Source organism: Aeromonas sp. DSM 116730, from assembly GCF_046581335.1.
Taxonomy (GTDB): Bacteria; Pseudomonadota; Gammaproteobacteria; order Enterobacterales; family Aeromonadaceae; genus Aeromonas; species Aeromonas rivipollensis.
In genome coordinates, this window is record NZ_CP144265.1 from 1,712,286 (window position 1) to 1,738,430 (window position 26,145).

General features: G+C 62.2%; 22 protein-coding genes. 11 read left to right on the forward strand and 11 right to left on the reverse strand.

The window, feature by feature from the left end:
• Positions 1–35 precede the first annotated feature (35 nt).
• A complete protein-coding gene (locus tag Aeroheme_RS07980) occupies positions 36–278 on the forward strand; it encodes a FeoC-like transcriptional regulator (protein WP_163153777.1) in 243 nt (80 codons plus the stop codon).
• A 103-nt stretch (positions 279–381) separates the two neighbouring features.
• Here the strand turns inward: Aeroheme_RS07980 and glgC are convergent, their stop codons facing one another.
• The 3 genes from glgC to Aeroheme_RS07995 form a co-directional block, all read right to left on the reverse strand.
• Positions 382–1,653 (reverse strand): glucose-1-phosphate adenylyltransferase, encoded by a 1,272-nt coding sequence (gene glgC / locus Aeroheme_RS07985; RefSeq protein WP_111912664.1) that lies wholly within the window; start codon positions 1,651–1,653, stop codon positions 382–384.
• A gap of 311 nt (positions 1,654–1,964) precedes the next feature.
• Complete coding sequence (gene tapW / locus Aeroheme_RS07990) at positions 1,965–3,104, reverse strand: type IVa pilus ATPase TapW (RefSeq protein WP_106886444.1); 1,140 nt, start codon at positions 3,102–3,104, stop codon at positions 1,965–1,967.
• Between the two features lie 55 nt (positions 3,105–3,159).
• Positions 3,160–3,516, reverse strand: coding sequence for a DMT family protein (locus tag Aeroheme_RS07995; RefSeq protein ID WP_010675200.1), 357 nt, complete (start codon positions 3,514–3,516; stop codon positions 3,160–3,162).
• Positions 3,517–3,628: 112 nt separating this feature from the next.
• Between Aeroheme_RS07995 and Aeroheme_RS08000 the strand changes: the two genes are divergently transcribed.
• The 3 genes from Aeroheme_RS08000 (at position 3,629) to Aeroheme_RS08010 (ending at position 6,244) form a co-directional block, all read left to right on the forward strand.
• Entirely contained in the window at positions 3,629–4,378 is a 750-nt protein-coding gene (locus Aeroheme_RS08000; RefSeq protein WP_168235349.1) for a substrate-binding periplasmic protein, read from the forward strand.
• An 86-nt stretch (positions 4,379–4,464) separates the two neighbouring features.
• On the forward strand, positions 4,465–5,472 hold the full coding sequence (btuC, locus tag Aeroheme_RS08005; protein ID WP_139745173.1) for a vitamin B12 ABC transporter permease BtuC: 1,008 nt from the start codon (positions 4,465–4,467) through the stop codon (positions 5,470–5,472).
• Positions 5,459–6,244: an ATP-binding cassette domain-containing protein gene (locus tag Aeroheme_RS08010; protein ID WP_411167037.1), complete on the forward strand. Its 786-nt coding sequence runs from the start codon at positions 5,459–5,461 to the stop codon at positions 6,242–6,244. Before btuC ends, Aeroheme_RS08010 begins: the two co-directional genes overlap by 14 nt.
• A 22-nt stretch (positions 6,245–6,266) precedes the next feature.
• On the opposite strand, the gene aac(6') is transcribed toward Aeroheme_RS08010, so the two are convergent.
• Together aac(6') and Aeroheme_RS08020 are read right to left on the reverse strand one after the other, a co-directional pair.
• A complete protein-coding gene (gene aac(6'), locus Aeroheme_RS08015) occupies positions 6,267–6,725 on the reverse strand; it encodes an aminoglycoside 6'-N-acetyltransferase (RefSeq protein ID WP_408779299.1) in 459 nt (152 codons plus the stop codon).
• Between the two features lie 6 nt (positions 6,726–6,731).
• Positions 6,732–7,796, reverse strand: a complete 1,065-nt coding sequence (locus Aeroheme_RS08020; RefSeq protein WP_408779300.1) for a 3-deoxy-7-phosphoheptulonate synthase — start codon at positions 7,794–7,796, stop codon at positions 6,732–6,734.
• A gap of 141 nt (positions 7,797–7,937) precedes the next feature.
• Between Aeroheme_RS08020 and Aeroheme_RS08025 the strand changes: the two genes are divergently transcribed.
• A complete protein-coding gene (locus Aeroheme_RS08025) occupies positions 7,938–8,318 on the forward strand; it encodes a diacylglycerol kinase (RefSeq protein WP_106886448.1) in 381 nt (126 codons plus the stop codon).
• A gap of 84 nt (positions 8,319–8,402) precedes the next feature.
• Here Aeroheme_RS08025 and serA read toward each other — a convergent pair whose 3' ends face one another.
• The 4 genes from serA to Aeroheme_RS08045 all read right to left on the reverse strand — a co-directional run bounded on the left by serA (position 8,403) and on the right by Aeroheme_RS08045 (position 13,094).
• Positions 8,403–9,635 (reverse strand): phosphoglycerate dehydrogenase, encoded by a 1,233-nt coding sequence (serA, locus tag Aeroheme_RS08030; RefSeq protein WP_025327397.1) that lies wholly within the window; start codon positions 9,633–9,635, stop codon positions 8,403–8,405.
• Between the two features lie 353 nt (positions 9,636–9,988).
• Positions 9,989–10,642 carry a ribose-5-phosphate isomerase RpiA gene (rpiA, locus tag Aeroheme_RS08035; protein ID WP_025327396.1) on the reverse strand — a complete coding sequence of 218 codons (654 nt, stop codon included), beginning with the start codon at positions 10,640–10,642 and terminating at the stop codon, positions 9,989–9,991.
• Between the two features lie 171 nt (positions 10,643–10,813).
• A complete protein-coding gene (locus tag Aeroheme_RS08040) occupies positions 10,814–11,410 on the reverse strand; it encodes a 5-formyltetrahydrofolate cyclo-ligase (protein ID WP_411167038.1) in 597 nt (198 codons plus the stop codon).
• A 337-nt stretch (positions 11,411–11,747) separates the two neighbouring features.
• Positions 11,748–13,094 carry a Na+/H+ antiporter NhaC family protein gene (locus Aeroheme_RS08045; protein ID WP_139745169.1) on the reverse strand — a complete coding sequence of 449 codons (1,347 nt, stop codon included), beginning with the start codon at positions 13,092–13,094 and terminating at the stop codon, positions 11,748–11,750.
• Positions 13,095–13,407: 313 nt separating this feature from the next.
• Here Aeroheme_RS08045 and dapB point away from each other — a divergent pair, with 313 nt between their 5' ends.
• From dapB to Aeroheme_RS08075, 6 genes are all read left to right on the forward strand, one after another.
• A complete protein-coding gene (gene dapB, locus Aeroheme_RS08050) occupies positions 13,408–14,220 on the forward strand; it encodes a 4-hydroxy-tetrahydrodipicolinate reductase (protein ID WP_411167039.1) in 813 nt (270 codons plus the stop codon).
• 668 nt (positions 14,221–14,888) lie between these two features.
• On the forward strand, positions 14,889–16,025 hold the full coding sequence (carA, locus tag Aeroheme_RS08055) for a glutamine-hydrolyzing carbamoyl-phosphate synthase small subunit (RefSeq protein WP_408752756.1): 1,137 nt from the start codon (positions 14,889–14,891) through the stop codon (positions 16,023–16,025).
• A gap of 16 nt (positions 16,026–16,041) precedes the next feature.
• A complete protein-coding gene (carB, locus tag Aeroheme_RS08060) occupies positions 16,042–19,266 on the forward strand; it encodes a carbamoyl-phosphate synthase large subunit (RefSeq protein WP_163149216.1) in 3,225 nt (1,074 codons plus the stop codon).
• Between the two features lie 527 nt (positions 19,267–19,793).
• Complete coding sequence (leuA, locus tag Aeroheme_RS08065) at positions 19,794–21,452, forward strand: 2-isopropylmalate synthase (protein ID WP_411167040.1); 1,659 nt, start codon at positions 19,794–19,796, stop codon at positions 21,450–21,452.
• Between the two features lie 270 nt (positions 21,453–21,722).
• A complete protein-coding gene (locus tag Aeroheme_RS08070) occupies positions 21,723–22,628 on the forward strand; it encodes a diguanylate cyclase domain-containing protein (protein ID WP_411167041.1) in 906 nt (301 codons plus the stop codon).
• A 142-nt stretch (positions 22,629–22,770) separates the two neighbouring features.
• Positions 22,771–23,940 carry a DUF1615 domain-containing protein gene (locus tag Aeroheme_RS08075; protein ID WP_163137951.1) on the forward strand — a complete coding sequence of 390 codons (1,170 nt, stop codon included), beginning with the start codon at positions 22,771–22,773 and terminating at the stop codon, positions 23,938–23,940.
• Positions 23,941–24,006: 66 nt separating this feature from the next.
• On the opposite strand, the gene Aeroheme_RS08080 is transcribed toward Aeroheme_RS08075, so the two are convergent.
• The gene (locus Aeroheme_RS08080; RefSeq protein WP_411167042.1) at positions 24,007–24,903 is read right to left on the reverse strand and encodes an NERD domain-containing protein; all 897 of its coding nucleotides are present in this window, start codon (positions 24,901–24,903) and stop codon (positions 24,007–24,009) included.
• 41 nt (positions 24,904–24,944) lie between these two features.
• Positions 24,945–25,874, reverse strand: coding sequence for an autotransporter domain-containing protein (locus Aeroheme_RS08085; RefSeq protein ID WP_234569368.1), 930 nt, complete (start codon positions 25,872–25,874; stop codon positions 24,945–24,947).
• Positions 25,875–26,145: the final 271 nt, after the last annotated feature.

The following is a 26,145-nucleotide window of genomic DNA, read 5'->3' on the forward strand; positions in this document are numbered from 1 at the left end:
GAGAGGAGATGGACCCATCGAGGGGAGGTCACGCCATGATATTGCGAGAGCTGGGTGATTATCTGGCGGCGCAGCAGAGGGTGAGCCGGCGGGATCTGGCCCGCCACTTCCACACCTCGGAGGATGCGGTGGAGGCCATGCTCGGCGTCTGGATGCGCAAGGGCCGCGTCACCAAGCGGGAGACCCGGGTGTGCGGCGGCAGTTGCTGCGGCAAGAGCGAGGAGGTGATGTTCGAGTGGTGCGAACCCGGCCGGATCGGCCTGGTACAGCAGCGCTGAACGCGCTGTCACCAGAGAGCGTCATATGACAACAAGAGACCCGCCATTGGCGGGTCTCTTTTTTGCGTCTGTTGCCGATAGGCGGGGTGGGCAGATGTGGCCATCACAGCCTGGCCAGCATCTCCTGGGTGACCAGCACTATGCCCTGCTCGGAGCGGTAGAAGCGGCGGGCATCCTCGCAGGCGTTTTCCCCCACCACCAGCCCTTCCGGCAACCGGCAGCCCTTGTCGATCACCACCCGGCGCAACCGGCAACCGGCCCCTATCTCGACCCCGGGGAAGATCACCGCCTGATCCAGGGTGCAGAAGGAGTCGACCCGCACGTTGTTGAACAGCACGGAGCTCACGATGAAGGAGCCGCTGACTATGGTGCCGCCGGCGAACAGGGAGTTGATGGTCATGCCGTGCTGGCCGTTCTGATCCTGCACGAACTTGGCGGGGGCCGTCATCTTCTGGCTGGTCCAGATGGGCCAGTCCTGATCGTAGATGTCGAGCTCGGGCGTCACCGAGGCGAGATCCATGTTCGCCTCCCAGAAGGAGTCCACCGTCCCCACATCGCGCCAGTAGGGGCGCTTCTGCGGGCAGCAGCCGACGCAGGAGAGGCTGAACGGATGGGCATAGGCGGTACCCTCCTTGACCACCCGCGGGATCACGTCCATGCCAAAGTCGTGGTGGGACTGCTCGTTGGCAAGATCCTCTTCCAGCAGCTGATAGAGGTAGTCGGCGTCGAAGATGTAGACCCCCATGGAGGCCAGCGCTGTGTCGGGTTTGCCCGGCATGGCGGGCGGGTCGGCGGGCTTCTCGACAAAGGCGTTGATCTTGCGGCTCTCATCCACCGCCATCACGCCAAAGGCGCTGGCCTCCTGGCGCGGCACCTCTATGCAGGCCACCGTCACCCGGCTGCCCAGGTTGACGTGATCGAGCAGCATGGCGGCGTAATCCATCTTGTAGATGTGATCCCCCGCCAGCACCACCACATATTTGGGGCCGTGCTCGCGAATGATGTCCATGTTCTGGTAGACGGCATCGGCGGTGCCGCGATACCAGCTGACCTCGTCAATGCGCTGCTGGGCCGGCAGCAGCTCGATGAATTCGTTCATCTGGTAGCGCAGGAAGGACCAGCCCGACTGCAGGTGACGCAGCAGACTGTGGGACTTGTACTGGGTGACCACGCCGATCCGGCGGATCCCGGAGTTGATGCAATTGGAGAGAACGAAGTCGATGATGCGGAACTTGCCACCAAAATGAACGGCCGGTTTTGCCCTGCTGTCCGTCAGCTGCTGGAGCCGACTGCCTCGCCCCCCGGCTAACACCAACGCCATGGTCTCGTTCAATAACTGCCTGGACCTTGCTGTGTTGGCTGGTTGTAACAACATTGAATACCCCTTTATTGATATACCTCCTCAATGGTGCCTCTTTTGAGGCCTGTTTGAAAGGGCTTTCAATCAGCAGGGGATTCAAATTGATTTTTTTGTCATTTATGTGAGCGAGCGCCATTGCCAATCAGGAAGATGGCTAGGTTTGTGGTCGAATGATGGGCAGAGGGCAGAGGGCAGAGGGCAGAGGGCAGAGGGCAGAGGGCAGAGGGCAGAGGGCAGAGGGCAGAGCGAAGGGGGGGCTGCCGCGCTCTTGTTGAACACCCGGCCGCGAGGGTGGCCGGGTGTTGAGCGGGGGAGGGGGCGCCAGACTAGAAGAGATCGTTGTTATCATCCTTGGTGGGTTCCAGGCTCCAGCCGCTGGCCGCCGCACTGTTGCCTATCTGCCCCTTCTCTCTCCACAGCTTGATCTTGAGGCGCAGGTTGTTCTGGGAATCTGCGTTCTTGACCGCCTCTTCTTCGTCTATCACCCCCTCCACCACCAGATCGAACAGGGTGCTGTCGAAGGTGACCATGCCAAGGGCCCTGGATTTCTCCATGATCTCCTTGAGGCCGCCAAACTCGCCGCGTTTGATGAGATCGCGAATGGTGTGGGTGCCGAGCATGACCTCCACCGCCGCCCGGCGGCCGCCGTCTGTGGTCTTCACCAGTCGCTGGGAGACGAAGGCCTTGAGGTTGTTGCCAAGATCGTTGAGCAGCTGGGGCCTGCGCTCCTCGGGGAAGAAGTTGATGATGCGATCCAGCGCCTGGTTGGCGTTGTTGGCGTGCAGGGTGGAGATGGCCAGATGCCCGGTCTCGGAGAAGGCCAGCGCATGCTCCATGGTCTCCCGGTCGCGAATTTCACCTATGAGGATGACGTCCGGCGCCTGGCGCAGGGTGTTCTTCAGGGCCGCGTGGAAGCTGCGGGTATCCACCCCCACCTCCCGCTGGTTGATGATGCTCTTGCGGTGGCGATGGACGAACTCCACCGGATCCTCGATGGTGATGATGTGGCCGCCGCTGTTGCGGTTGCGATGGTCGATGAGGGCCGCGAGCGAGGTGGACTTGCCCGAGCCGGTGCCGCCGACGAAGAGCACCAGGCCGCGCTTCTCCATGATGGTGTCGAGCAGCACCGGGGGAAGCTTCAAGTCCTCGAAGCGGGGGATCTCTGTCTTGATGTTGCGCGCCACCAGGGAGACCTCGTTGCGCTGCTTGAAGATGTTGACCCGAAAGCGGCCTATCTGGGGCAGGGAGATGGCGAGGTTCATCTCCAGCTCCTTCTCGAACTGCTGCTTCTGCTCCGAGTCCATGAGCTCGGCGGCTATCCTGGCCACCTCGCCCGGCTCGAGCGGCACCTCGTTCAGGGGGCGCAGGGCGCCGTTGAACTTGGCGCAGGGGGGCGCCCCTGTGGAGAGATAGAGGTCGGAGCCATCCTGCTTGGCCAGGATCTGTAGCATGTCTCGCAATTCCATGTGTTGCCTCGTCACTCAAAGAAATAGGGGGAGCAATGTGCTTGAGTGTACAGCCTCAGGCACCGGTCAGTTTCTCGCGAAACACAAAAAACACCGCGCCCAGGATGCACAGGCCGGCCCAGAGGTAGTCCCACTTCAGGTCCTCTTTCAGATAGAAGATGGAGAAGGGAACGAACACGGTGAGGGTGATCACCTCCTGCAGTATCTTGAGCTGACCGACCGAGAGCACGGTGTGGCCGATGCGGTTGGCGGGCACCTGCAACAGGTACTCGAACAGGGCGATACCCCAACTCACCAGGGCGGCGATGATCCAGGGTTTGTGGTTCATGCTCTTGAGATGGGCATACCAGGCGAAGGTCATGAAGACGTTGCTGCAGATCAGCAGACCGATACTGGTCATGATAGGGTTCATTAGGTTCTCCTTTGAAATCAATGCATTTTATCTCGACTCCATGGGTTTTCATAAGTGGCACATGAGGGTATTTTTAACCCACAAGGATGTGACAACAGAAGGTTGAAACTGGATGGGCAAGACAAGCTGGGGAGTGCTTTGTCTGTTGTTTGCCTGTATGGCGCCCGTTACCGCTATGGCAAACGGGGCGCCAACCCTGACGGTGGTGACCGATGTCTGGCCCCCGTTTCGCATGCTCGCGCAGAACGACGAGTTCCATGGTCTGGATATCGACATTCTGCGCCAGTTGCAGGCTCGCAGCGGCATAGCGCTCACCCTCAAGCGGGTGCCCTGGGGACGGGCACTCAAGCAGATGCAGACAGGTCAGGCGGACTTGATGATAGGGTTGGCCCACACCCCGGAGCGGGCGGCCTTCATCGATTACCTGCAACCTGCCTATTACCAGTGCCGGCCAGCCTTCTACGGCAAGGCGGCGGCGGTGGCCACCCTGAAAACCTACGAGGATCTGCGCGGCAGGGAGATAGGCTATGTGCTCAACTCCGCCTATTTCGCCCCCTTCGACGATGACGGCCAGCTCGACAAGCACGGGGTGCCCACCGAGGATCAGTTGCAGCGCATGGTGGAGCGGGGCCATCTGCCCCTGATGATAGGCACCGACTGCCAGGTGGATTACGCCCTGAGCCAGCGCAACGACGCCGGTCTCATCAAGGCGGACTACCGCCCGCCCCATCCTGTGGTGCTCTATCTGGGCATGAGCAAGCACTCACCCCACCATGATCTCGGGCCCGCACTGGCGCAGGCGTTGCAGACCATGGTGGAGAGCGGCGAGATAGAGGCGCTGGCCAAGCCTTACCAGCCTTGACCTTGGGTGGTAACGCGCTGTTATCATGCTGCTTTCCTGCTGGCCCCCGGTTCGGGGCGGCACCTGTCTCATTTCGGGGATCCCGCGTGTATCTCGCTCTTATCCACCGCCAGCAGCGCTGGCAGCGCCACTGGCTGCTCGCCCTGTCGCTGCTGGTCCTGTCCCTCTTCCTGCTCTCCCTTGCCCTGGGGGAGTTCGTGCTGCTGCCCTGGCAGCCCCTGGGGGAGCTGGAGCTGCGCATCTTGCTGGATCTGCGCCTGCCGCGCGCCCTGCTGGCCCTGCTGGCGGGGGCGGCGCTCGCCTGTGGCGGGGCCGTGCTGCAGGTGATGCTGCACAACCCTGTGGCCGAGCCCGGCCTGCTCGGCGTCTCGAGCGGGGCTGGCCTCGCCGCCATGGTGGCGATGGCGGTGGCCAAGTCCCTCGGCGTCTATCTGCCGGGCTGGGGGTTGTCGCTCGCGGCCTTTGGTGGCGCCCTGGTGGTGACCATGCTGCTCATCCACCTGGCGCGCCGGGCCAGGCTTGGCCATACCCGGCTGCTGCTGTTCGGGGTGGCCATCGGCATCCTCACCAATGCGGCCATGACCTGGCTGATGTACTTTGCCGACGACGGCTCCCTGCGGGAATTCATGTTCTGGATGATGGGCAGCCTCTCCTATGGCAGCCAGCAGCTCGCCTGGTGGTGGCTGGTGCTGCCGCTGACCCTCGGCTGGCTCTGTTGGCAGGGCAGGGCGCTGCAACAACTGCTGCTGGGGGAGACCCAGGCCCGGCTGATGGGGATGAACGTGGACAGGATGCGGGTGCGGCTGGTGCTGGCGGTCTGCCTGCTCACCGGGGTCGCGGTGTCCCTGTGCGGTGTCATCGGCTTCGTCGGCCTGGTGGTGCCTCACCTGCTGCGGCTGTGCGGCGGCAGCGATCAGCGCTTCCTGCTGCCCGCTTCGGCGCTGGGGGGCGGTGCCCTGCTGCTGGGTGCCGATCTGGTGGCGCGCTCGGCCCTTAGTGCCGGTGAGCTGCCCATCGGCGTCATCACCGCCTCGGTCGGGGCGCCGCTCTTTATCTACCTGCTGCTGAGGCAAGATGCCGATGTCTCCCGTTAAGTCCTCCCCCGATCCCCTCTGGTTGCTGGAGGCGCGGGCCCTCGGGATCCCCGCGCGGCTCGCGCCCCTGGATCTCGCCTGGGCCGGGGGCCAACTGGTCGCCCTGCTCGGCCCCAACGGCAGCGGCAAATCGACCCTGCTCGGTGCTCTGGCGGGCATTCTGCCCGCCGAAGGCGCCGTGCTGCTGGGGGGGGAAGTGCTCACTGACCTGAGCTGGCCCGAGCTTGCCAGGCGCCGCGCCATGCTGCCCCAGCGCCAGCCCCAGCTGTTCCATATTCCGGTGTTCCAGGTGCTGAGCCTGGGGCTGGAGGAGGGGGGGCTGCCCGAGGCACAGGGTCGGGCGGTGGCCGAGATCTGCGCCGCGCTCGAGCTGGATGCCCTGCTGGCGCGGGACTTCAGCCGCCTCTCCGGCGGTGAGCAGCAGCGGGTGCTGATCGCCCGCACCCTGCTGCAACTGTGGCCCGGCCTCAACACTGATGGACGGGTGCTGCTGCTGGACGAGCCCCTGGCGGGGTTGGATCTGCACCATCAGCTGGCCCTGCTGCGGCTGCTCAAGCGCCTCTCCCGGCAAGGCCTGCTGGTGGTGATCGCCATCCACGACATCAACCTGGCCATCGACTGGGCGGATCGCATCCTCTGCCTGCAACAGGGTCGGGTGGTAAGCGAGGGGGGCGTCGATGTCATCGACGAAGCCTTGCTGGAGCGGGTGTTCCAGATAAGGACGGATCGCGTCGAGGCCGGTGGCCGGGTCTGGTTTATGCCGAGCCTGTGAGAAACAAGAAAGGCCCTTGGCGTCAGCCGAGGGCCTTTTTGAAGAAAACGACCCGCTCCGTTTCGGCAAAGCCGAGTCGCTGGTGCAACTGCTGTGAGGCGAGGTTGTCGATGGCGGCATCGGAGGCCAGTTCGCGACAACCCAGCTCGCGGCCCCACTGCGCCACCCGGGCAATCAACGCCTGGGCCAATCCGCGCCGGCGTGAAGCCGGCTGCACATAGACCCCTTCCAGATAGACCACCGGGCTGCTCTCGCAGCCGTTCACGTAATCGTGGCGCAGGGCCGCATCGGCAAAGGCCACCGCCTGGCTCTGCTCATCCAGCACCAGAAAGGTGCTGAGATGGGCATTGGCCAGCAGTTCGGCACCGTCCTGCAGATGGGCTGAGAGTGCATGGTGCGGCCACAGCTGCTGGCGCAGGGTTGCCCACTGCGCCAGCAGCGTCTCGTCGAGGGGCACTATCCGCCAGTCGGCGTTCGTCATCAGCACTCAGGCCTGCCGCTTGGCAAGCCGCACCTGGGCCGCTTCGGCCAGCATGGCCAACAGGGTCTCTGTGTCTTCCCACGACAGACAGGCATCGGTGATGCTCTGACCGAAGGTGACGGCGCAGCCGTTCTCCACATCCTGACGCCCTTCCACCAGGAAGCTTTCGGCCATGATGCCGGCGATGCCGGTGCGGCCGCGGCGCAGCTGATCGCAGATATCCTGCGCCACCAGCAGCTGGCGACGGTGATCCTTCATGCTGTTGCCGTGGCTGAAATCCACCACCAGCCGCTCGGGCAGGCCGACATCGGCCAGGGCCTCACAGGCCTCGTCTATGCTGGCGGTGTCGTAGTTGGGTCTGTGGCCGCCACGGAGGATCACGTGGCCATAGGGGTTGCCGGCGGTGCGGTAGATGGTCATCTTGCCGTCCTTGTCCGGGGAATAGAAGATGTGGCTGTGGCGGGCGGCGCGCACCGCATCGATGGCGATGCGGGTGTTGCCGTCGGTGCCGTTCTTGAAGCCCACCGGGCAGGAGAGGGCGGAGGCCATCTCGCGGTGTACCTGGGATTCTGTGGTGCGTGCGCCTATGGCGCCCCAGGTGATGAGGTCGCTGATGTACTGGCCGGTCACCATGTCGAGGAATTCGGTGGCGGTGGGCATGCCCATCTCGTTGATGTCCACCAGCAGCTGGCGGGCCAGCTTCAACCCTTCATTCACGTCGAAGCTGCCGTCGAGGCGCGGATCGTTGATGAGCCCCTTCCAGCCGACTATGGTGCGCGGCTTCTCGAAGTAGGTGCGCATCACTATGCACAGGCTCTCTTTATATTGCTCGCGCAGGGTGTTGAGGCGCTGGGCGTATTCGCGGGCGGCGGCCGGATCGTGGATGGAGCAGGGGCCGACGATGACCAGCAGGCGCTGATCCTCACCGGCCAGAATGGCTTCTACATCGTGGCGGGCATCCAGCAGATTCTGGGCGACGGTGTCGTTTAACGGGAAGGCGTGCGCCAGCTCGCTCGGAGTGATCAGAGACTCCAGGCGACGGGTGCGCAATTCATCGGTGTGAATGGACATACGACTCTATTCTCGAGTGAATAAGGGGGGCGGGATGCCAAAATGCAAGGGGATAAAATAAAGCAAAACTCCCCCGATGGAAACCTTGGGAGGCTCTGATAGGATGTGAGCCTAAAAGCCATTTCAAATGAGGTAGTTATCGTGGCAAAGCCAGGCGCGACCGGGGTCACCCGCATCATCAACGCAACCGGTTACAGCATGAAGGGTCTCAAATCGGCCTGGATTAACGAGGCGGCCTTCCGTCAGGAGCTGGTGCTTGTCTTGGCTCTGATGCCGCTGGCCGGCTGGCTCGGCGACTCCCTCAACGAGATCCTGCTGCTCATCTGCATCAGCTGGCTGGTGGTGATCGTCGAGGTGCTCAACTCCGCCATAGAGGCGGTGGTGGATCGCATCGGCTCAGAGCATCACGAGCTGTCGGGGCGCGCCAAGGATCTCGGCTCCGCCGCCGTCTTTATCGCCCTGGCCCTCAATGCCCTGGTGTGGGGCGCCTTGATTGGCCGTAATCTGCTGGGGTGGTGGTAGCTTGCGAGAGCAAGCTTCCTCCTGACATAAAAAAGCCCGTCATCGAGACGGGCTTTTTGTTGGCCGAGCGCCGAGCTCAGGGCATCAGTGCAGGATCCGGGCACGTATGGTGCCGTTGATCTCCTTGAGACGGGAGAGTGCCTTCTCGCTGTGCTCAGTCTCCACGTCGATCACCACATAACCGATCTCGCTGCTGGTTTGCAGATACTGGCCGGCGATGTTGATCCCCTCGTCGGCGAAGATCTGGTTGATCTGGTTCATCACGCCCGGCTGGTTGCGGTGGATGTGCAGCAGACGGCTGGAGCCTTTGTGGCCCGGCAGTGAGACTTCCGGGAAGTTGACGGCGGAGAGGGTGGAGCCGTTGTCTGAGTATTTGACCAGCTTGTTGGCCACTTCCAGACCTATGTTCTCCTGGGCCTCTTGCGTCGAACCGCCGATATGGGGGGTCAGGATGACGTTGTCCAGGCCGCGCAGCGGGGTCAGGAACTCCTCGTCGTTGGACTTGGGCTCGCTCGGGAAGACGTCGATGGCGGCGCCCGAGAGGTGGCCGCTCTTGATGACGTCGGCCAGGGCATCGATGTCCACTACGGTACCGCGGGAGGCGTTGATGAAGATGGCGCCCGGTTTCATCATGCGTAGCTGCTCGGCGCCGATGAGATCCTTGGTGGAGGCGGTCTCCGGCACGTGCAGGCTGATGACGTCAGACATGTTGAGCAGCTCCACCAGGTTTGGCACCTGGATGGCGTTGCCCAGCGACAGCTTGTTCTCGATGTCGTAGTAGTAGACCTTCATGCCGATCATCTCGGCGATGATGCCAAGCTGGGTGCCGATGTGGCCGTAGCCTATGATGCCGAGCTTCTTGCCGCGGGCTTCCACCGAGCGGTTGGCCAGCTTCTCCCAGACGCCGCGATGGCACTTGGCGTTCTTCTCGGGGATGCCGCGCAGCAGCAGCAGTATCTCACCCAGCACCAGTTCGGCCACGGAGCGGGTGTTGGAGAAGGGGGCGTTGAAGACGGGGATGCCGCGCACGTGGGCGGCATCCAGGGAGACCTGGTTGGTGCCGATGCAGAAGCAACCGATGGCGACCAGCTTGCCAGCGGCATCCAGCACCTTCTCGGTGATCTGGGTGCGTGAACGCAGGCCCACGAAATGCACGTCACGAATGCGCTCGATCAGCTCCTCTTCCGACAGTGAGGTCTTCAGATACTCAACATTGGTGTATCCGGCTGCCCGAAAGGTCTCTACCGTGTTGGGATGCACTCCCTCCAGCAGCAGTACTTTGATCTTATCCTTGTCCAGCGAAAACTTGGCTGTCATGACGTTCCCTCTATTGTTTGAAAATGCGTTCAGGCTTGCGGTGTGAAGAAAACCGTAAAGTAGCAAAAACGTTTGGGAGAGGGAATATTTGTGACGAAAGTCAAATTCTTTGAAGTTATCAACGTTTTTTGCAGCCTGCTTGGTGCAACCCATTGAGCCATAAATAGAAACGGCGCCATCAGGCGCCGTTGTCCATTCGCGGGGGCAATAATGGGGTCTGGTGACCCCGCGTGCCCTCCGACAGTCAGCCTTATTGCGTGACTACGCCCTCTGGCGTGCCAATCAATACCACGTCAGCGCCGCGATGGGCGGAAGATAGATCGTTGGTGACCACGCCGACCATGGCAGATGCCTTATTGGGTGACGACCCCATCCGGAGTACCGATCAGTACCACGTCAGCGCCGCGGTGGGCGAACAGGCCGTTGGTGACCACGCCAACGATGGCGTTGAGCTGAACTTCCAGCCCCTTGGCGTCTGTGATGGCCATGCCCTTGACGTCAAGAATGATGTTGCCGTTGTCGGTCACCACACCCTCACGCCAGACTGGGTTGCCACCCAGCTTCCTGATCTCGCGGGCCACGTATTCGCGGGCCATGGGGATCACTTCGACCGGCAGCGGGAACTGGCCCAGCACCTCGACTGTCTTGGTGTTGTCGATGATGCAGATGAACTGGTCGGCCACGGCGGCGACTATCTTCTCGCGGGTCAGGGCGGCGCCACCGCCCTTGATCATGTCGCGGGTCCCGTTGATCTCGTCGGCACCATCCACGTAGACGGAGAGGGCATCGATGTCGTTGAGATCAAACACCGGGATGCCGAAACCCTTGAGACGCTCGGTGGAGGCGATGGAGCTCGATACCGCGCCCTTGATCTCGTCCTTCATGGTCGCCAGTGCGTCGATGAAGTGATTGACGGTAGAGCCGGTGCCCACCCCGACTATGGTGCCGGGTACCACGTATTTGAGCGCAGCCCAACCGGCCGCCTTCTTCATTTCATCTTGAGTCATGATGGATCCTTATGGAAAAAGCGGGCGCATTATATCCAAGCATCCTGCCCAGAGCGACCATGGCGGTCACGTTCCGGGGCAAAAAGCCCCAAGATGTAAATCGTTTGCCTGTTTATTGAACCAATGTGCGGGGGAAGGGGAACCTGTCCCCCGGCAGCAGGGCAGTGCCTGCTAGGAGAAGCGCCAGCAACGGGCGGGGGTGATGATCTGGGGCAGCGGCACGTCCCACTGCGACTGGGGCACTGACTCCACCTGCTGGCAGTCGTGGGCGAGCCCCAGCGGCCTTGGGCCCAGCCCGTGTTCGTGCCAGCAGGCCAGGGTGCGATCGTAATAGCCGCCCCCCATGCCGAGCCGGTTGCCCTCGGCATCGAAGGCCACCAGCGGGGTGCAGATGAGATCCAGCATGCTGTGGGGCAGCACCTGCTGCACATCGAGTTCGGGCTCGGCGATGCCATAACGGTTGCGGGTCATGGGGCTGGTGGCGGTGTAGCGCAAGAAGAGCAGGTGACCCGGGGTGAAGGGGTGCAGCACCGGCAGGTAGACCTCCTTGCGCTGGCTCCAGAGCCAGTGAATGGCGGGCAGGGGATCGAGCTCGCCGTCATTGGCCAGATAGAGGGCGATGCGTCTGGCCGCCTGGATCTCGGGGTGTTCCTGAAAACGCGTGACCAGTTGCTGGGCCGCCGCCTGCTGCTCGGCCTGACTCAGGCTCTTTCTGCGTTGGCGGATGTGTTGGCGCAGGCTCTGCCGCTCGAGTTGGGTATCCGGCATGGGGGCTCCTGTGGTGGGGCTAAAGGGCAGGGTTACCTTAACAAGGGGCCATCGGGATGAAAAGTGGGAAGGGACTGTGTCGGGATCTGGCCGAGGACGATGGGATCGTCCCCGGCCAGCGAGGGCCCTGACTCAGCTCTGGGGGGAGGGCTCGGCCGCCGTACGCAGCTGATGCTTGACGAACACCGCGATTATGGCGGCCAGCCCCAGGTCTCAGCGGTAGAAGCTGATGATCAGGCGATCTGTCGACTATCGGCGCCGCCGCGTACCTGGTGCTTGATAAAGACGGCGACGAGAGCGGTGAGCCCCATTGCCCATCAGCGGTAGAAGCTGATGATCAGGCGACTTGTCGGTTATCGGCGCCGCCGCGCACCTGGTGCTTGATAAAGACGGCGATGAGAGCGGCCAGGGCCAGGGCCATGGGGTAGAAGCTCATGCTCACCACGGCCAGGGGGGAGAGGGCGAAGATGGAGCCCAGCAGCAGCGCCTGGGCGCCCCAGGGGATCAAGCCCTGCACCACGCAGGAGAAGATATCCAGCATGGAGGCGGCGCGGCGCGGGGTGACACCGTGATGCTCAGCCAGATCCCGGGCCACCTTGCTGGCGACTATGATGGCCACCGTATTGTTGGCGGTGCAGAGGTTGGTCAGCCCCACTACGCCGGCGATGCCGAGCTCGGCCGCCTTCTCGTTCTGCTCGCCGTCATGATGACGGGTGAAGCGCGCGATGAGGGCGGCGATGCGGGCGCTGATCCAGGCCAGCCCACCCTGACGCTCCATCAGGGCGCCGAGGCCACCGATGAGCATGGAGAGCAGGAAGATCTCCTGCATGCTGGTGAAGCCCTGGTAGATGTCCTTGCTGAACTGGCCCAGGGGATAGCCTCCGATCATGCCTACGCCACCGGCGGCCAGTATGCCAAGGCCGAGCACCACGAAGACGTTCATGCCACCGAGTGCCAGCACCAGGATCAGCAGGTAGGGCATTACCTTGAGCAGATCCGCGCTGGCGGTGGCGGTGGGGGCATCACCGGTGGAGCCCAGCAGCAGGTAGAGCAGGATCACCAGCACGGCGGCGGGGGTGGCAATCTTGACGTTCTCGCGGAACTTGTCCTTCATCTCGCAGCCCTGGCTGCGGGTCGCCGCTATGGTGGTGTCCGAGATGATGGAGAGGTTATCGCCGAACATGGCGCCGGAGAGAATGGTGCCCGCCATCAGCACGGGATCTATGCCGGTGGCCTGGGCGACGCCGAGGGCCACGGGGGCCACTGCCCCTATGGTGCCCATGGAGGTGCCCATGGCGGTGGCAATGAAGGCAGAGATGAGGAACAGGCCGGGCAGCAGGAACCAGCCGGGGATCAGGGAGAGGCCCAGTGCGACAGTGGCATCTACCCCGCCGGTGGCCTTGGCCACGGTGGCGAAGGCGCCCGCCAGCAGATAGATGAGGCACATGGCCATGATGTTGCTGTCACCCACCCCCTTGAAGAAGGTCTCCAGATTGCGGTTGAAGCCTTCCTTGCCCAGCATCAGCGCCAGCATGACGGCGGGCAGGGCGGCCACGGGGGCGGGCAGTTGATAGAAGGCGAATTCGACCCCCTGCAGGGTGAGCCAGGTACCGGTACCGATGAAGAGAGCGAGAAAGACCAGGAGGGGCAGCAGGGCTCTGGCACTGGGTTGGGTCTGGATCATGTGTTCCTCTGTGGTTGAACATGACCTCCCTGTCGCAGCCAGCCCGGATAATGGGTGAGCGTGGCGGGCTTCCTGCCGCTATGGGGCGCCCACAGTAGTGAGTCGGGGCCTGTCGGTCAAGATAGACGTCCAGATGGATAACTGTTTTTGTGTTGTGATTCTGTGTTTTTAATTAAACCTGTTTGATATTCGGATTTTATTAAAAGCGCCGTCTATTCGTCGGTGTCATAACGACGGCCACGCCGGGCTTTTCAAAGGGGGCACAGGCTGGTAAAACGGTCATCTTTCCATAAAAACAGATGAGAGGGTGGAGATGGACAATCCGATCCGTGTGGCCGTGATGGGCTGTAATGGTCGTATGGGCAAGGTGCTGCTGGAGGCCATCACCAACGCCGAGGGCGCCGTGGTCGGTGCGGCGCTGGAGCGGCCCGGCTCTGCCGTGATAGGCCTGGATGCGGGTGAACTCAATGGCCTGGGCCGACTTGGGGTCATCATCAGCGACAGCCTGGACAAGGTGCGCGATGAGTTTGATCTCATCATCGACTTCACCCGTCCCGAGGTGACCCTGGCCAACCTGGCCTTCGCCCTGGCCCATGGCAAGCAGATGGTGATAGGCACCACCGGCTTTGATGACGCAGGCAAGGCCGCGCTGCACGAGGCGGGCAAGCAGATCGGCATCGTCTTCGCGTCCAACTACTCGGTCGGCGTCAACCTGGTGTTCAAGCTGCTGGAGCAGGCCGCCAAGGTGATGGGGGATTACACCGACATCGAGATCATCGAGGGGCACCACAGGCACAAGGTGGATGCACCGTCCGGCACCGCGCTCTCCATGGGGGAAGTGGTGGCCAGGACCCTCGGACGTGACTTGAAAGAGTGCGCCGTCTATGGCCGCGAAGGGATCACCGGCGAGCGGGATCGCAACACCATCGGCTTTGCCACCATTCGCGCCGGGGATCTGGTGGGGGAGCACACCGTCATGTTTGCCGACATCGGCGAGCGGGTGGAGATAAGCCACAAGGCCTCGAGCCGCCTGACCTTTGCCAATGGCGCCGTGCGGGCTGGCAAGTGGCTTGGCCAGCAGGGGGCGGGTCTCTACGACATGCAGGACGTGCTCGACCTGAAATAGTACACAGCGGGAGCCCGACCAGGGCTCTCCTCTCTACGTTCAGGTTGTCAGACCCCGGCTCGCCGGGGTTTTGTTTATGGTTTTTGTAAAAACAAGCGTTATGCACCGCTTTTGTGGTGAACCTGTCTAAATCGCCCCCTTCCCATTTCTTCGCCACACTCCTGCGACAAAAATGTCATCAGAGGGTAACGGGATTGGGTCTCAATCTCCCCTGTAGTCCGCTTTTTTCACATCCAGCCAAACAGACTAAAAATGCAATCAAAGAAAAACGTTTTCTATTTTTCCTGGTCAGTTTTCTATCGTCAAATGGCACTTTTTGGCTTTCGTTGCTTGTTTTTTAAATTCATATTCATCTGTTTATTAACGATAAAATATCGATTTTTGTCTGTTGGGTGGCATGGGTGGGTGCTTTTGTTTCGGGTTTTGGCTTTTCTTTTGGGGGAGGGGGTTGCAAAGCGCCTTAGTGCATAGATAATGGGTAATGTTGCTTGTTTATTGAATTTAGATGCATTTCAAACGAGAAAAGACGTTGAAATGCGATCGTTTTTAAGTAGAATGCGCCCAATTTGCCAGAAATCTGCCGGGTTTGAGCCCTGTTTCAAACAGCGTCCGGACCCGCAACACCCAGGTAAATTGCTGAATTTAAAGCTAAATAACTGGAGGTTGTCTTGAATCACACTGCATTGCTAGTGCTGGAAGATGGAACTGTGTTCAAAGGCGTGTCGATAGGCGCCGAGGGATGTTCCGTTGGTGAAGTGGTTTTCAATACGTCGATGACGGGCTATCAGGAAATCCTCACCGATCCCTCTTATTCCCGTCAGATAGTCACCCTCACTTACCCCCATATAGGCAACACCGGCACCAACAGCGAAGATGAAGAGTCCAGTCAAATCCACGCGCAGGGATTGATCATCCGGGACCTTCCGATACTTGCCTCCAATTTCCGCAATCAGCAATCCCTCTCCGATTACCTCAAGTCTCACAACATCGTTGGCATCGCCGACATCGACACCCGCAAACTGACCCGTATCCTGCGCGAAAAAGGTGCCCAGGCCGGTTGCATCCTGGCCGGCAAGCAGCTCGATGAAGCCCATGCCCTGAGCCAGGCCCGCGCCTTCCCCGGTTTGAAGGGGATGGATCTGGCCAAGGAAGTGACGGTTGCCGAGGCCTACGCCTGGACCGAAGGCAGCTGGCAGCTGGGCAAGGGGCACGTCACCCCGGCGGCCGACGAGCTCAAGTACCACGTGGTGGCCTACGACTTTGGCGTCAAGCGTAACATCTTGCGCATGCTGGTGGACCGCGGCTGCCGCCTGACAGTGGTACCGGCCAAGACCCCGGCCGCCGAGGTGCTGGCGATGAATCCCGATGGCATCTTCCTCTCCAACGGCCCCGGTGACCCCGAGCCGTGCGACTACGCCATCGAGGCCATCAAGACCTTCCTCAATACCAACACCCCTGTGTTCGGCATCTGCCTGGGTCACCAGCTGCTGGGTCTGGCCTCCGGCGCCAAGACAGTCAAGATGAAGTTCGGCCACCACGGTGCCAACCACCCGGTGAAGAGTCTGGATGACAACACAGTGATGATCACCGCCCAGAACCACGGGTTTGCGGTGGACGAGAACAGCCTGCCCGAGTGCCTGCGTGCCACTCACGTCTCCCTGTTCGACGGCTCCCTGCAAGGCATACATCGCACCGATCGTCCGGCCTTCAGCTTCCAGGGTCACCCCGAAGCAAGCCCGGGCCCCCACGATTGTGCCGGTCTGTTCGACCACTTTATTGAATTGATTAAGCAGTATCGCGCCTAAGAGGATAAAGAGAGCCATGCCAAAACGTAACGACCTACAGAGCATCCTGATCCTCGGCGCCGGCCCCATCGTCATCGGTCAGGCCTGCGAATTCGACTACTCCGGCGCCCAGGCCTGCAAGGCCCTGCGCGAGGAGGGATACCGCGTCATCCTGGTGAACTCCAACCCGGCCACCATCATGACAGACCCGGAGATGGCGGACGCCACCTACATCGAGCCCATCACCTGGGAAGTGGTGCGCGAGATCATCAAGAAAGAGCGTCCGGATGCCGTGCTGCCCACCATGGGTGGCCAGACCGCGCTCAACTGCGCGCTGGATCTGGAGAAGCACGGCGTGCTGGCGGAGTTCGGTGTGGAGATGATAGGTGCCACCGCCGATGCCATCGACAAGGCGGAAGATCGTCGTCGCTTCGACATCGCCATGAAGAGCATTGGCCTGGAGTGCCCCCGTGCCGGCATCGCCCACAACATGGAAGAGGCGTGGAAGGTGCAGCAGATGGTCGGCTTCCCTTGCATCATTCGTCCCTCCTTCACCATGGGCGGCTCGGGTGGCGGCATCGCCTACAACACCGAAGAGTTCGTCGAGATTTGCGAGCGCGGCCTGGATCTCTCCCCGACAAAGGAGCTGCTCATCGATGAGTCCCTGATCGGCTGGAAAGAGTACGAGATGGAAGTGGTGCGGGATCGCAACGACAACTGCATCATCGTCTGCGCCATCGAAAACTTCGACCCCATGGGCATCCACACCGGTGACTCCATCACGGTCGCGCCAGCCCAGACGCTGACCGACAAGGAGTACCAGCTGATGCGCAACGCCTCCATGGCGGTGCTGCGCGAAATCGGCGTCGAGACCGGCGGCTCCAACGTCCAGTTCGGTATCAACCCGAAAGATGGCCGCATGGTCATCATAGAGATGAACCCGCGGGTCTCCCGCTCCTCCGCGCTGGCCTCCAAGGCGACCGGCTTCCCCATCGCCAAGATCGCCGCCAAGCTCGCCATAGGTTACACCCTGGACGAGCTGATGAACGACATCACCGGCGGTCGTACTCCGGCCTCCTTCGAGCCGGCCATCGACTACGTGGTGACCAAGATCCCGCGCTTCAACTTCGAGAAGTTTGCCGGTGCCAACGACCGTCTCACCACCCAGATGAAGTCCGTGGGTGAAGTGATGGCCATCGGTCGCAACTTCCAGGAGTCCCTGCACAAGGCGCTGCGCAGCCTCGAGACCGGCAAGACCGGCTTCGACCCCATGGTGGACCTCAATGCCCCCGACTCCCTGACCCGCATCCGCCACGAGCTGCAGGATGCCGGTTGCGACCGTATCTGGTACATAGCCGATGCGTTCCGCGCCGGTCTCTCCATGGACGGCATCTTCAAGCTGACCAAGATTGACCCCTGGTTCCTGGTGCAGATTGAAGAGCTGGTGAAGCTGGAAGAAGAGGTAAAAGAGCGCGGCATGGCCGGGCTGGACGCCGACTTCCTGCGCGCCCTGAAGCGCAAGGGCTTTGCCGACGCACGTCTGGCCAAGATCCTCGGCGTGGCCGAGGGCGAGGTGCGCAAGGCCCGTGCCCGTCACAACATCTTCCCGGTCTACAAGCGGGTCGATACCTGCGCCGCCGAGTTCGCCACCAACACCGCCTACATGTACTCCAGCTATGACGAGGAGTGCGAAGCGGCCCCGACCAATCGCGACAAGATCATGATCATAGGTGGCGGCCCGAACCGTATCGGTCAGGGCATCGAGTTTGACTACTGCTGCGTGCACGCGGCCCTGGCCCTGCGCGAAGACGGTTACGAGACTATCATGGTCAACTGCAACCCGGAAACCGTCTCCACCGATTACGACACCTCCGACCGTCTCTACTTCGAGCCGGTGACCCTGGAAGATGTGCTGGAAATCGTGCGGGTCGAGCAGCCCAAGGGTGTCATCGTCCAGTACGGCGGCCAGACCCCGCTCAAGCTCGCCCGTGCCCTGGAAGCGAACGGCGTGCCTGTCATCGGCACCAGTCCGGATGCCATTGACCGCGCCGAAGACCGCGAGCGTTTCCAGTCTGCCGTCGAGCGCCTCGGCCTCAAGCAGCCGGAAAACGGCACAGTCACTGCCCTGGAGCAGGCGGTACAGGTAGCCGCCCGCATCACCTACCCCCTGGTGGTTCGCCCCTCCTACGTGCTGGGTGGCCGCGCCATGGAAATCGTCTATGACGAGCAGGATCTGCGCCGCTACTTCGCCGAAGCCGTGAGCGTCTCCAACGAGTCACCGGTACTGCTGGATCGCTTCCTGGACGACGCCACCGAGGTGGACGTGGACGCCATCTGCGACGGCGTGGACGTGGTCATCGGCGGCATCATGGAGCACATCGAGCAGGCCGGTATCCACTCCGGTGACTCCGCCTGCTCCCTGCCGCCCTACACCCTGTCCAAGGCCATCCAGGACGAGATGCGCGAGCAGGTACGGAAATTGGCGCTGGAGCTCGGCGTGGTGGGCTTGATGAACGTCCAGTTCGCGGTCAAGGACAACGAGATTTACCTCATCGAGGTGAACCCCCGTGCCGCCCGGACAGTGCCCTTCGTCTCCAAGGCCACAGGCGCGCCGCTGGCCAAGATTGCCGCCCGCGTCATGGCCGGCCAGAGCCTGCAGGATCAAGGTTTCACCACCGAGATCATCCCGCCCTACTACTCGGTGAAAGAGGTGGTACTGCCCTTCGCCAAGTTCCCGGGTGTCGACCCGCTGCTGGGGCCGGAAATGCGCTCCACCGGCGAGGTGATGGGGGTGGGCAGCAGCTTCGCCGAGGCCTATGCCAAGGCGCAGCTGGGTGCCGGCCACCAGGTGCCGAGCGAAGGCCGCGCCCTGCTCTCGGTGCGCCACGGCGACAAGGAGCGGGTGGTCAACCTGGCTGCCAAGCTGCTGGAGCTGGGTTATGACCTCGACGCCACTCACGGCACCGCCGTGACTCTGGGTGAGGCGAGCATCAACCCCCGTCTGGTGAACAAGGTGCATGAAGGCCGTCCGCACATTCTGGATCGCATCAAGAATGGCGAGTACACCTACATAGTCAACACCGCCGAGGGCCGTCAGGCGATTCAGGATTCCAAGCAGCTGCGCCGCGGCGCCCTGCAGCACAAGGTGGCCTACACCACCACACTGCACGCGGCCTTCGCCACCTGCATGGCCATCAGCGTCGATGCCACCGCCAACGTGAACTCGGTGCAGGAGCTGCACCACAAGGTCAAGCACCGCTAAGGTGTACGCAGTCAGGGCCGACTCTTCCGGCCCTGATGCAAGCCTGCCAACACCCCGCCAGCGATGGCGGGGTGTTTCTTTTGGCGGGGGCGGCGGATCCCGAGCGCATGGGCACCTTATGCACGAGGTGACGTAAATAGTGAGGGTGAAGGGTGATAAACGCCCTTAAATAGACTAAACGAAATCATAAATTGCCTATTAAGTGCCATTAATAACAATCTTCGCAATCACTCACCCCGAACGCCTCCCTATACTGGTTTCTCATCACATGCGTGAGCAAACAAGGTCGTCCGCACCGGCAAGCATTCAGTGTCAGAGGGTTGCGAGAGGATCAGGGCCAGCGGCTTATCCAGCCAGTCTGGCCGGCCCCTTCCACCGATAGGGACCAATGGAAACCGGCTGTGGGGTAACCGCCGCACCGCCAGTCAGGGCCAGCGTTATCGCGCCAGCCCGCTCCCCCTCCTTGCCCCCTCTGTTACCTGCCCGGTCGCCTGGCACCTCAGCATATCTGCCAAGGGAATCTGAATATGAGCTTCGATCATCGCAAATACCGCCCTGCCCCCGTCATCGCTCTGGCGGACCGTCAATGGCCCAACCGGGTGATGACGCAGGCACCGCTCTGGTGCGCCGTGGATCTGCGGGACGGCAACCAGGCGCTGGTCGAGCCCATGACGGTGGCCCAGAAGCTGCAAATGTGGGCCCTGATGACCCATGTCGGCTTCAAACACATCGAGGTCGGCTTCCCCGCCGCCTCCCAGCCGGACTTTGACTTCGTGCGGGAACTCATCGAGCGCAATCTCATCCCGGACGACGTGACCATCCAGGTGCTGGTGCAGGCCCGGGAAGATCTCATCGCCCGCACCTTTGAATCGCTCAAGGGGGCCAAACGCGCCATCGTTCATGTCTACAACTCGGTCAACCCGACCCAGCGCAACTATGTGTTCAACACAGGGCGCGAGGGGGTCAAGGCCATCGCCGTACAGGGCGCTCGCTGGGTGCGAGACCATGCGGCGCGCAATCCTGGCACAGAGTGGAGCTTCCAGTATTCGCCGGAGAGCTTCAGCAGCACAGAGGTGGAGTTCGCGGTAGAGGTGTGCGACGCCGTAATCGACGAGTGGCGCCCTGCTGGCCGCCCCATGATCCTCAACCTCCCTGCCACGGTCGAGGTGAGCACTCCCAATGTGTTCGCGGATCAAGTGGAGTGGTTCTGCCGCCACCTCAAGGCGCGCCCCGAGGTGAGCATCTCCATCCACACCCACAACGACAGGGGCTGCGGCGTGGCCGCCGCCGAGCTGGCGGTGCTGGCGGGGGCCGACCGCATCGAGGGCACCCTGCTCGGCAACGGCGAGCGTACCGGCAACATGGACATAGTCACCATGGCCATGAACCTCTACAGCCAGGGCATAGATCCCGAGCTGGACTTGTCGGACATGGATGCCATCGTCGCCACCGTGGGCGCCTGCACCCAGATAGCCCTGCATCCGCGCCACCCCTACGCGGGCGAGCTGGTCTACACGGCGTTTTCCGGCAGCCACCAGGATGCCATTCGCAAGTCCCTGGCGGCCGAAAAGCCCGATGCCTACTGGGACGTGGCCTATTTGCCGATCGACCCTGCAGACCTCGGCCGCAGCTACGAGGCGGTGATCCGCATCAACAGCCAGTCTGGCAAGGGGGGCGTCACCTATCTGCTGGAGCGCGACCTTGGCCTGCAACTGCCGCGCTGGCTGCAGATCGATTTCAGCCGCCGGGTACAGGCGCAAGCCGAGGCGAGCAGCAGCGAGATCAGCCCGGAGCAGATCCGCGCCCTGTTCGAGCGGCACTACCTCGAGCCGCTGCACGGTTATCGCATCGGCCGCTTCCAGCTCGGCCACGACAGTCAGGAGACACTGCGCCTCGAGCTGCAGACCCCGGACGGCAGCTTGCAGCTCTGTGGTGAGGGGGAGGGGGCCATCACCGCCCTGGTCAACGGCTGGGAGCGCCAGACCGGCATGCACATAGACGTGCTGGATTACTCCGAGCATGCCCTCTCCTCCGGCACCGAATCCCGCGCCGCCGCCTATGTGCTGCTGAGCGTCGACGGAGTGCGCATGTGCGGGGTCGCCATCGGCCGCGATGTGGTCAACGCCTCCTTGCAGGCGGTGATCAATGGCGCCGCCCAGATCCGCGCCCTGCGCCAGAGTGCATGAGGGGCGGGCATGTATAGGATGAGGACAGCCCCCTGAAGGACGTTCTCCACACCGCCTGTGCCAGGGGGTAGCCGGCGTTAACAGGGCGGCGCATAGTGGAAAATGGTACCAGGATCCCTTCAGCACTGTGCTGAGGGGATTGTTTTTTATGGAAAAATCGGCTCACAATACGAGCGCCGTGCGGCCAGAATTGGCCTTGCGGTTCATTGGGTGCTGGCGGCCGAGTGCAGCCGCCAGGGATAGAGGCAATGCAGGTTTGGAGCCATAACGATGATGAAGACTCCCCTCAGGTTATCCGTACACCCCGCCAGGTTATTCTCGCTCTCCCCTGGTCGCCGCCTCGCCCTGCTGAGCCTGCTCTGCCTGTTGCTGCTGACGGGGGGCCTGGATGCCGCCAGCTTCGAGCGCCTGCCCGAACATAACCTCTACACCATCGGCGCCCTGGCCGAGGCCATCAATGTGCTGACCCTGCTGTTCATGTTCTGGGTGGTGCAGTGTGCCCAGATCTCGAACCGGACCTACCTGTTTCTCTGCGCCGGTCTGGGGAGCTGGCTGGTGTCGGGGACCATAGATCTGGTTGACGAGGCCTATTTCCAGCCCTGGTGGCTCTCCACGGTGGAAGACAGCCTGCGCACCCTCGGCATGCTGGCCACGGCCTGGGGCGTGCTGCTGATGGTGCAACAGATGTATGGCGTCCAGACCCGGCTGGCCTCGCTTGCCATGTCCGACGAACTGACGGGTCTTTCCAATCGCCGCGCGTTTCGCGCCGTGCTGGAAACCCATGTGGATCAGGGGACGCCGCTGCTGCTGCTGGATCTCGATCACTTCAAGCAGATCAACGATCGCTACGGCCACGGCATAGGTGACAATGTGCTGCAGGAATTCAGCGCCTTGCTGTGTCAGCACTGTCCGCCGGATGGGGTGGTGGCGCGCCTGGGGGGCGAGGAGTTCGCCATCTGGTTGCCCGGCATGTTGAGCGACAAGGCCCAGGCACTGGCGGAGCAGATAAGAGCCGCCACCGAGGCTCTGGTCGCCTGCGAGGAGATAAGGTTCACCGTGAGCATCGCCGTCGGCATAGGCCAGGCGGGGGAGGCGGTCGAGGCGCTGGTCAAACGCACCGATCTCGCGCTCTACCGGGCCAAACACCTGGGGCGCAACCGGGTCGAGCTGGCGTGATGACGCCAGGGGATGCCGCAGCCCCGGGCCCCGGCCGCTCTGCCGCCTTCAGATTGCCCGCACCATCCACTACAATGGCCACCTGTTTGCATTCGGGGCCCGTCATCCGGCATGAGGGGCCCGCACTTTATCGGAAGCCCTCATGATCCCCTCTCGCCCTTTGTCTTTCTCCCCCTGGCGCCTCTGCGCACTGCTGGCTGCCGCCGTGCTGGCGGGCTGCGCCAGTGAACCGACACCCCCTACTCCTACTGTCGAGGAGGCCGCCGCCATCGCCAAACAACCCAAGGCGATGCAGCCGCGCAAGCCTGCGGACATGAAGAGCCGCATAGTGCGCTTCCTGCCGCGCCAGGTACAAGACAAGCAGGGCTGGGCCAACGACGTGGTGACGGCGCTCAGCACCCAGGGGCTGACGGTGAACGATCACAATGTCTGCTCAGTGCTGGCGGTGGCGGAGCAGGAGGCCACCTATCAGGCCGATCCCGTGGTGCCCGGCCTTGGCAAGATAGCCTGGAAGGAGATCAACGCCCGGGCCGCCAAGCTGCTCATCCCCGAGTTCGTGGTGCGCACCGCCCTCTCCATCAAGTCCCCCACGGGCAAATCCTACGCCGCGCGCATCGATGCCCTTCGCACCGAGCGGGAGATGAGCGAGATCTTCGAGGACATGATAGGGGCCGTGCCCATGGGCAAGCAGCTCTTTGGCAACCTCAATCCGGTACGCACCGGGGGCCCCATGCAGGTGAGCGTGGCCTTCGCCGAGGCCAACGCCCGCGGCTACCCCTATCCCGTCAAGGAGTCCATCCGCCACGAAGTCTTTACCCGCCGGGGCGGCATCTGGTTTGGTACCAAACACATCTTCGGCTATCCCGCCGACTACCCGGACACCCTCTACCGTTTCGCCGACTTCAATGCCGGCTGGTATGCGAGCCGCAACGCCGCCTTCCAGGCCGCGGTGAGCCGGGTCAGCGGCAAGCCCCTGGCCCTGGACGGGGATCTGGTTCGCTACGACTCCGACCTGCCCGGCAAGACGGAGCTTGCGGTGCACAGCATCGCCAGCCGCGTCAACATGAGCAAGCAGGCCATCCATCAGAGTCTGCTCAAGGGAGACAGCAGCGACTTTGCCCAGACCGACCTCTATCACAGGGTCTTTACCCTGGCCGACAAGCAGGCGGGCAAGCGCCAACCCCGCGCCGTGCTGCCCGGCATCCAGCTGAAAAGCCCCAAGATCACCCGCAACCTCACCACCGCCTGGTTTGCCAAGCGGGTGGATGACAGGGAGCAGGCCTGCGTCAGGAAGATGGCGACCATTCGCTGACAGTCAGAGACAACAAGGGCGGCCAAGTGGCCGCCCTTGTTTCAGTTCCAACTGCATGTTCAGGGGTCAGGCCCTGGTGTCCTGAGTCGTCGCCGTCCCATGGCGCGTCTTCCCAAGGGTCAGCATCCCCCGGCATGTCGGGTATCCGCTGCACCCCCAAAACTGATTGCCTCTGTTTTCTCCCCGTCTGGCGGTACGCAAGACCATGGCATTGCCACATCTAGGGCAAGTCGGACTTTGATCACCGAGCGGTTGGGCGGTGACAGGGGAGGGCGCGGCCCTCTTTTCGTCAGGAACTGCTTTGGCGGATAACGGCTTGCATGGCGATTCACCGTGACGCGCCTTCAGCTGGGCCACGTGTTGTCTGTGGGTCTGCCAGTTGGCTGCCAGCCGCCCCTGCTGGATGGTCTCGACCACTTGCATGACCTCGGCCGGGGTAAATACCTGGGTGGTTTTTCCTTTGATATGGCGGATCAGCCCGCGGTTCATCACGTTGTCCGGCATGGGGGTCTTGAAGGTGCAGTCGCCGATAAAGTAGATGACGGAGTGGAGCTGATGATCCTCCACCCCCAGCAGGGATTTGAGGGTCATCATGTGCAGGTGGTTCTGGTGCAGGGGATTCTGGAAGCTGTGCTTGCGGCGATAGATCTGCTGGGTCCAGCTTTTATGAGCCGGATTGCCGAATATCCAGCCCTTCATGTTCTTGGTTTCAATCACGAATATCCCGAAGCGGGAGACGATCACATGGTCTATCTGGGTGCTTCCCTGAGGGATGGGCAGGGTCACATCCTTGAGCAGGTGATATTCCCGCTGGTCGAGAAAGAGCCGGATGCTGAGGTTGATAAACCACTCCCCGATCATGCCCTTGAACCAGGGGCTTTTGACGAGGGTCGCCAGCAACAGCAGTGGCAACAGATACCAGAGCTGGCCCAGCAAGGGGTAAATAACGGCAAAGAAGTCCATTTCATGTCTCCATGATGCCAACTGTTCGAGTGACGGTATCGCTAGAAACTCATCGCCAGCCCGATGGAGTAGCCGCTGGTGTTGTGGCTGAACATATAGCGGGCCACCAGCCGGGTGCGGGTGATGAAGATGTCGTACTTGCTGCTGTCGAGCTCGAACCCGAGGCCCAGGGAGTTGAGGCTGTTGAAGCCGAGCAGGCCTCGTTGCTCTCCCAGGTATTCGGTTCTGGCCCCCTCAAGCACATAGCGCAGCGGGCGATCCAGCAGGGTCCAGGTGAAGAGCGGAGCCCGGCGGCGCAGGTAGAGGCCGAGGTTCTCCGCCTCGGCCTGGCCGGTGATGCTGTCGGCGGTGCCGGTGAAGCTCTGCAGGTGCTGATAGGAGTAGCGCAGCTCGACATCTATGTCCTGTGGCTTGGAGAAGAGCTCGTAGTCGAGCATCAGGGATCCCCCCAGGCCATACACATTGAGCCGGCCGCCGTCGAGGAAGTCGAGGTTCCTGCCCGTTCTGTGCTGGATCAAGGCGGCGCCGATGCGCAGATCGCTCGCGACTGTGCCCAGGGTGAAGTTGGCGATGGGGCGCAGCACCAGGTTGCCGCCAAAGCGGTCACGGTGCAGGCTGAAGTCCCAGCCGATGCCGCCGGTGGCGCTCAGGCTGTTCCATTTGGTGGGGATGGTGCGGGTCTCGTTGCCATCGGTGAACACGAACTGGGGATCGTAGCGGCTGTAACCCAGGGTGCCCTCCAGATAGATGGGGAAGCCCTCGCTCATGGTGGCGCCGCCGCCGAGCTGGGTGATGGTCAGGGCCGAACTTTCGTTGGTGCCACCCCCTATGTCCAGGTTGCTGGCGGTGATGTCCGGCACCACAGTGAAGCTCATCAGGGAGACGACCGCATTGGCCCGCTGCTGAACCAGGGTCCCGTCATTGGCCTGAGCGGCCTGGCTGAAGAGCCCGAGCCCGCTCAGCAGAAGCATGCTTGCATGAAGATAAGAAGAGGGGGGATGCGCCATACCTAGCTCCGTGGACCTCCTCGTCCACTGAGGAGTCCTTACACTGTAACGTTTTTTCTGGCGCCATGGCAGCCCGGCTCAGTGCCAACTGACTATATTCTTTGCAGTTTTGCGGCTAAGGCCCAAGGGGACTCCCGGGGCGAGATCACCTTGCCGCCAGCGTACCGGGCTGGCGGGGCCGGATGACAGAGTATCCACATAAATGGCAGACATTAATTTATTGTTCAGTTCCCCG

What these genes read in the sequence shown, in the direction of transcription:
- dapB (WP_411167039.1), top strand. Translation starts at nt 13,408, where the DNA reads ATGGACAATCCGATCCGTGTGGCCGTGATGGGCTGTAATGGTCGTATG.
- rpiA (WP_025327396.1), bottom strand. Translation starts at nt 10,642, where the DNA reads ATGACTCAAGATGAAATGAAGAAGGCGGCCGGTTGGGCTGCGCTCAAA.
- Aeroheme_RS08075 (WP_163137951.1), top strand. Translation starts at nt 22,771, where the DNA reads ATGATCCCCTCTCGCCCTTTGTCTTTCTCCCCCTGGCGCCTCTGCGCA.
- glgC (WP_111912664.1), bottom strand. Translation starts at nt 1,653, where the DNA reads ATGTTGTTACAACCAGCCAACACAGCAAGGTCCAGGCAGTTATTGAAC.
- serA (WP_025327397.1), bottom strand. Translation starts at nt 9,635, where the DNA reads ATGACAGCCAAGTTTTCGCTGGACAAGGATAAGATCAAAGTACTGCTG.
- Aeroheme_RS08045 (WP_139745169.1), bottom strand. Translation starts at nt 13,094, where the DNA reads ATGATCCAGACCCAACCCAGTGCCAGAGCCCTGCTGCCCCTCCTGGTC.
- Aeroheme_RS08080 (WP_411167042.1), bottom strand. Translation starts at nt 24,903, where the DNA reads ATGGACTTCTTTGCCGTTATTTACCCCTTGCTGGGCCAGCTCTGGTAT.
- Aeroheme_RS07995 (WP_010675200.1), bottom strand. Translation starts at nt 3,516, where the DNA reads ATGAACCCTATCATGACCAGTATCGGTCTGCTGATCTGCAGCAACGTC.
- Aeroheme_RS08040 (WP_411167038.1), bottom strand. Translation starts at nt 11,410, where the DNA reads ATGCCGGATACCCAACTCGAGCGGCAGAGCCTGCGCCAACACATCCGC.
- Aeroheme_RS08085 (WP_234569368.1), bottom strand. Translation starts at nt 25,874, where the DNA reads ATGCTTCTGCTGAGCGGGCTCGGGCTCTTCAGCCAGGCCGCTCAGGCC.
- Aeroheme_RS08020 (WP_408779300.1), bottom strand. Translation starts at nt 7,796, where the DNA reads ATGTCCATTCACACCGATGAATTGCGCACCCGTCGCCTGGAGTCTCTG.
- Aeroheme_RS08070 (WP_411167041.1), top strand. Translation starts at nt 21,723, where the DNA reads ATGATGAAGACTCCCCTCAGGTTATCCGTACACCCCGCCAGGTTATTC.
- Aeroheme_RS08010 (WP_411167037.1), top strand. Translation starts at nt 5,459, where the DNA reads ATGTCTCCCGTTAAGTCCTCCCCCGATCCCCTCTGGTTGCTGGAGGCG.
- Aeroheme_RS07980 (WP_163153777.1), top strand. Translation starts at nt 36, where the DNA reads ATGATATTGCGAGAGCTGGGTGATTATCTGGCGGCGCAGCAGAGGGTG.
- carB (WP_163149216.1), top strand. Translation starts at nt 16,042, where the DNA reads ATGCCAAAACGTAACGACCTACAGAGCATCCTGATCCTCGGCGCCGGC.
- Aeroheme_RS08000 (WP_168235349.1), top strand. Translation starts at nt 3,629, where the DNA reads ATGGGCAAGACAAGCTGGGGAGTGCTTTGTCTGTTGTTTGCCTGTATG.
- leuA (WP_411167040.1), top strand. Translation starts at nt 19,794, where the DNA reads ATGAGCTTCGATCATCGCAAATACCGCCCTGCCCCCGTCATCGCTCTG.
- tapW (WP_106886444.1), bottom strand. Translation starts at nt 3,104, where the DNA reads ATGGAATTGCGAGACATGCTACAGATCCTGGCCAAGCAGGATGGCTCC.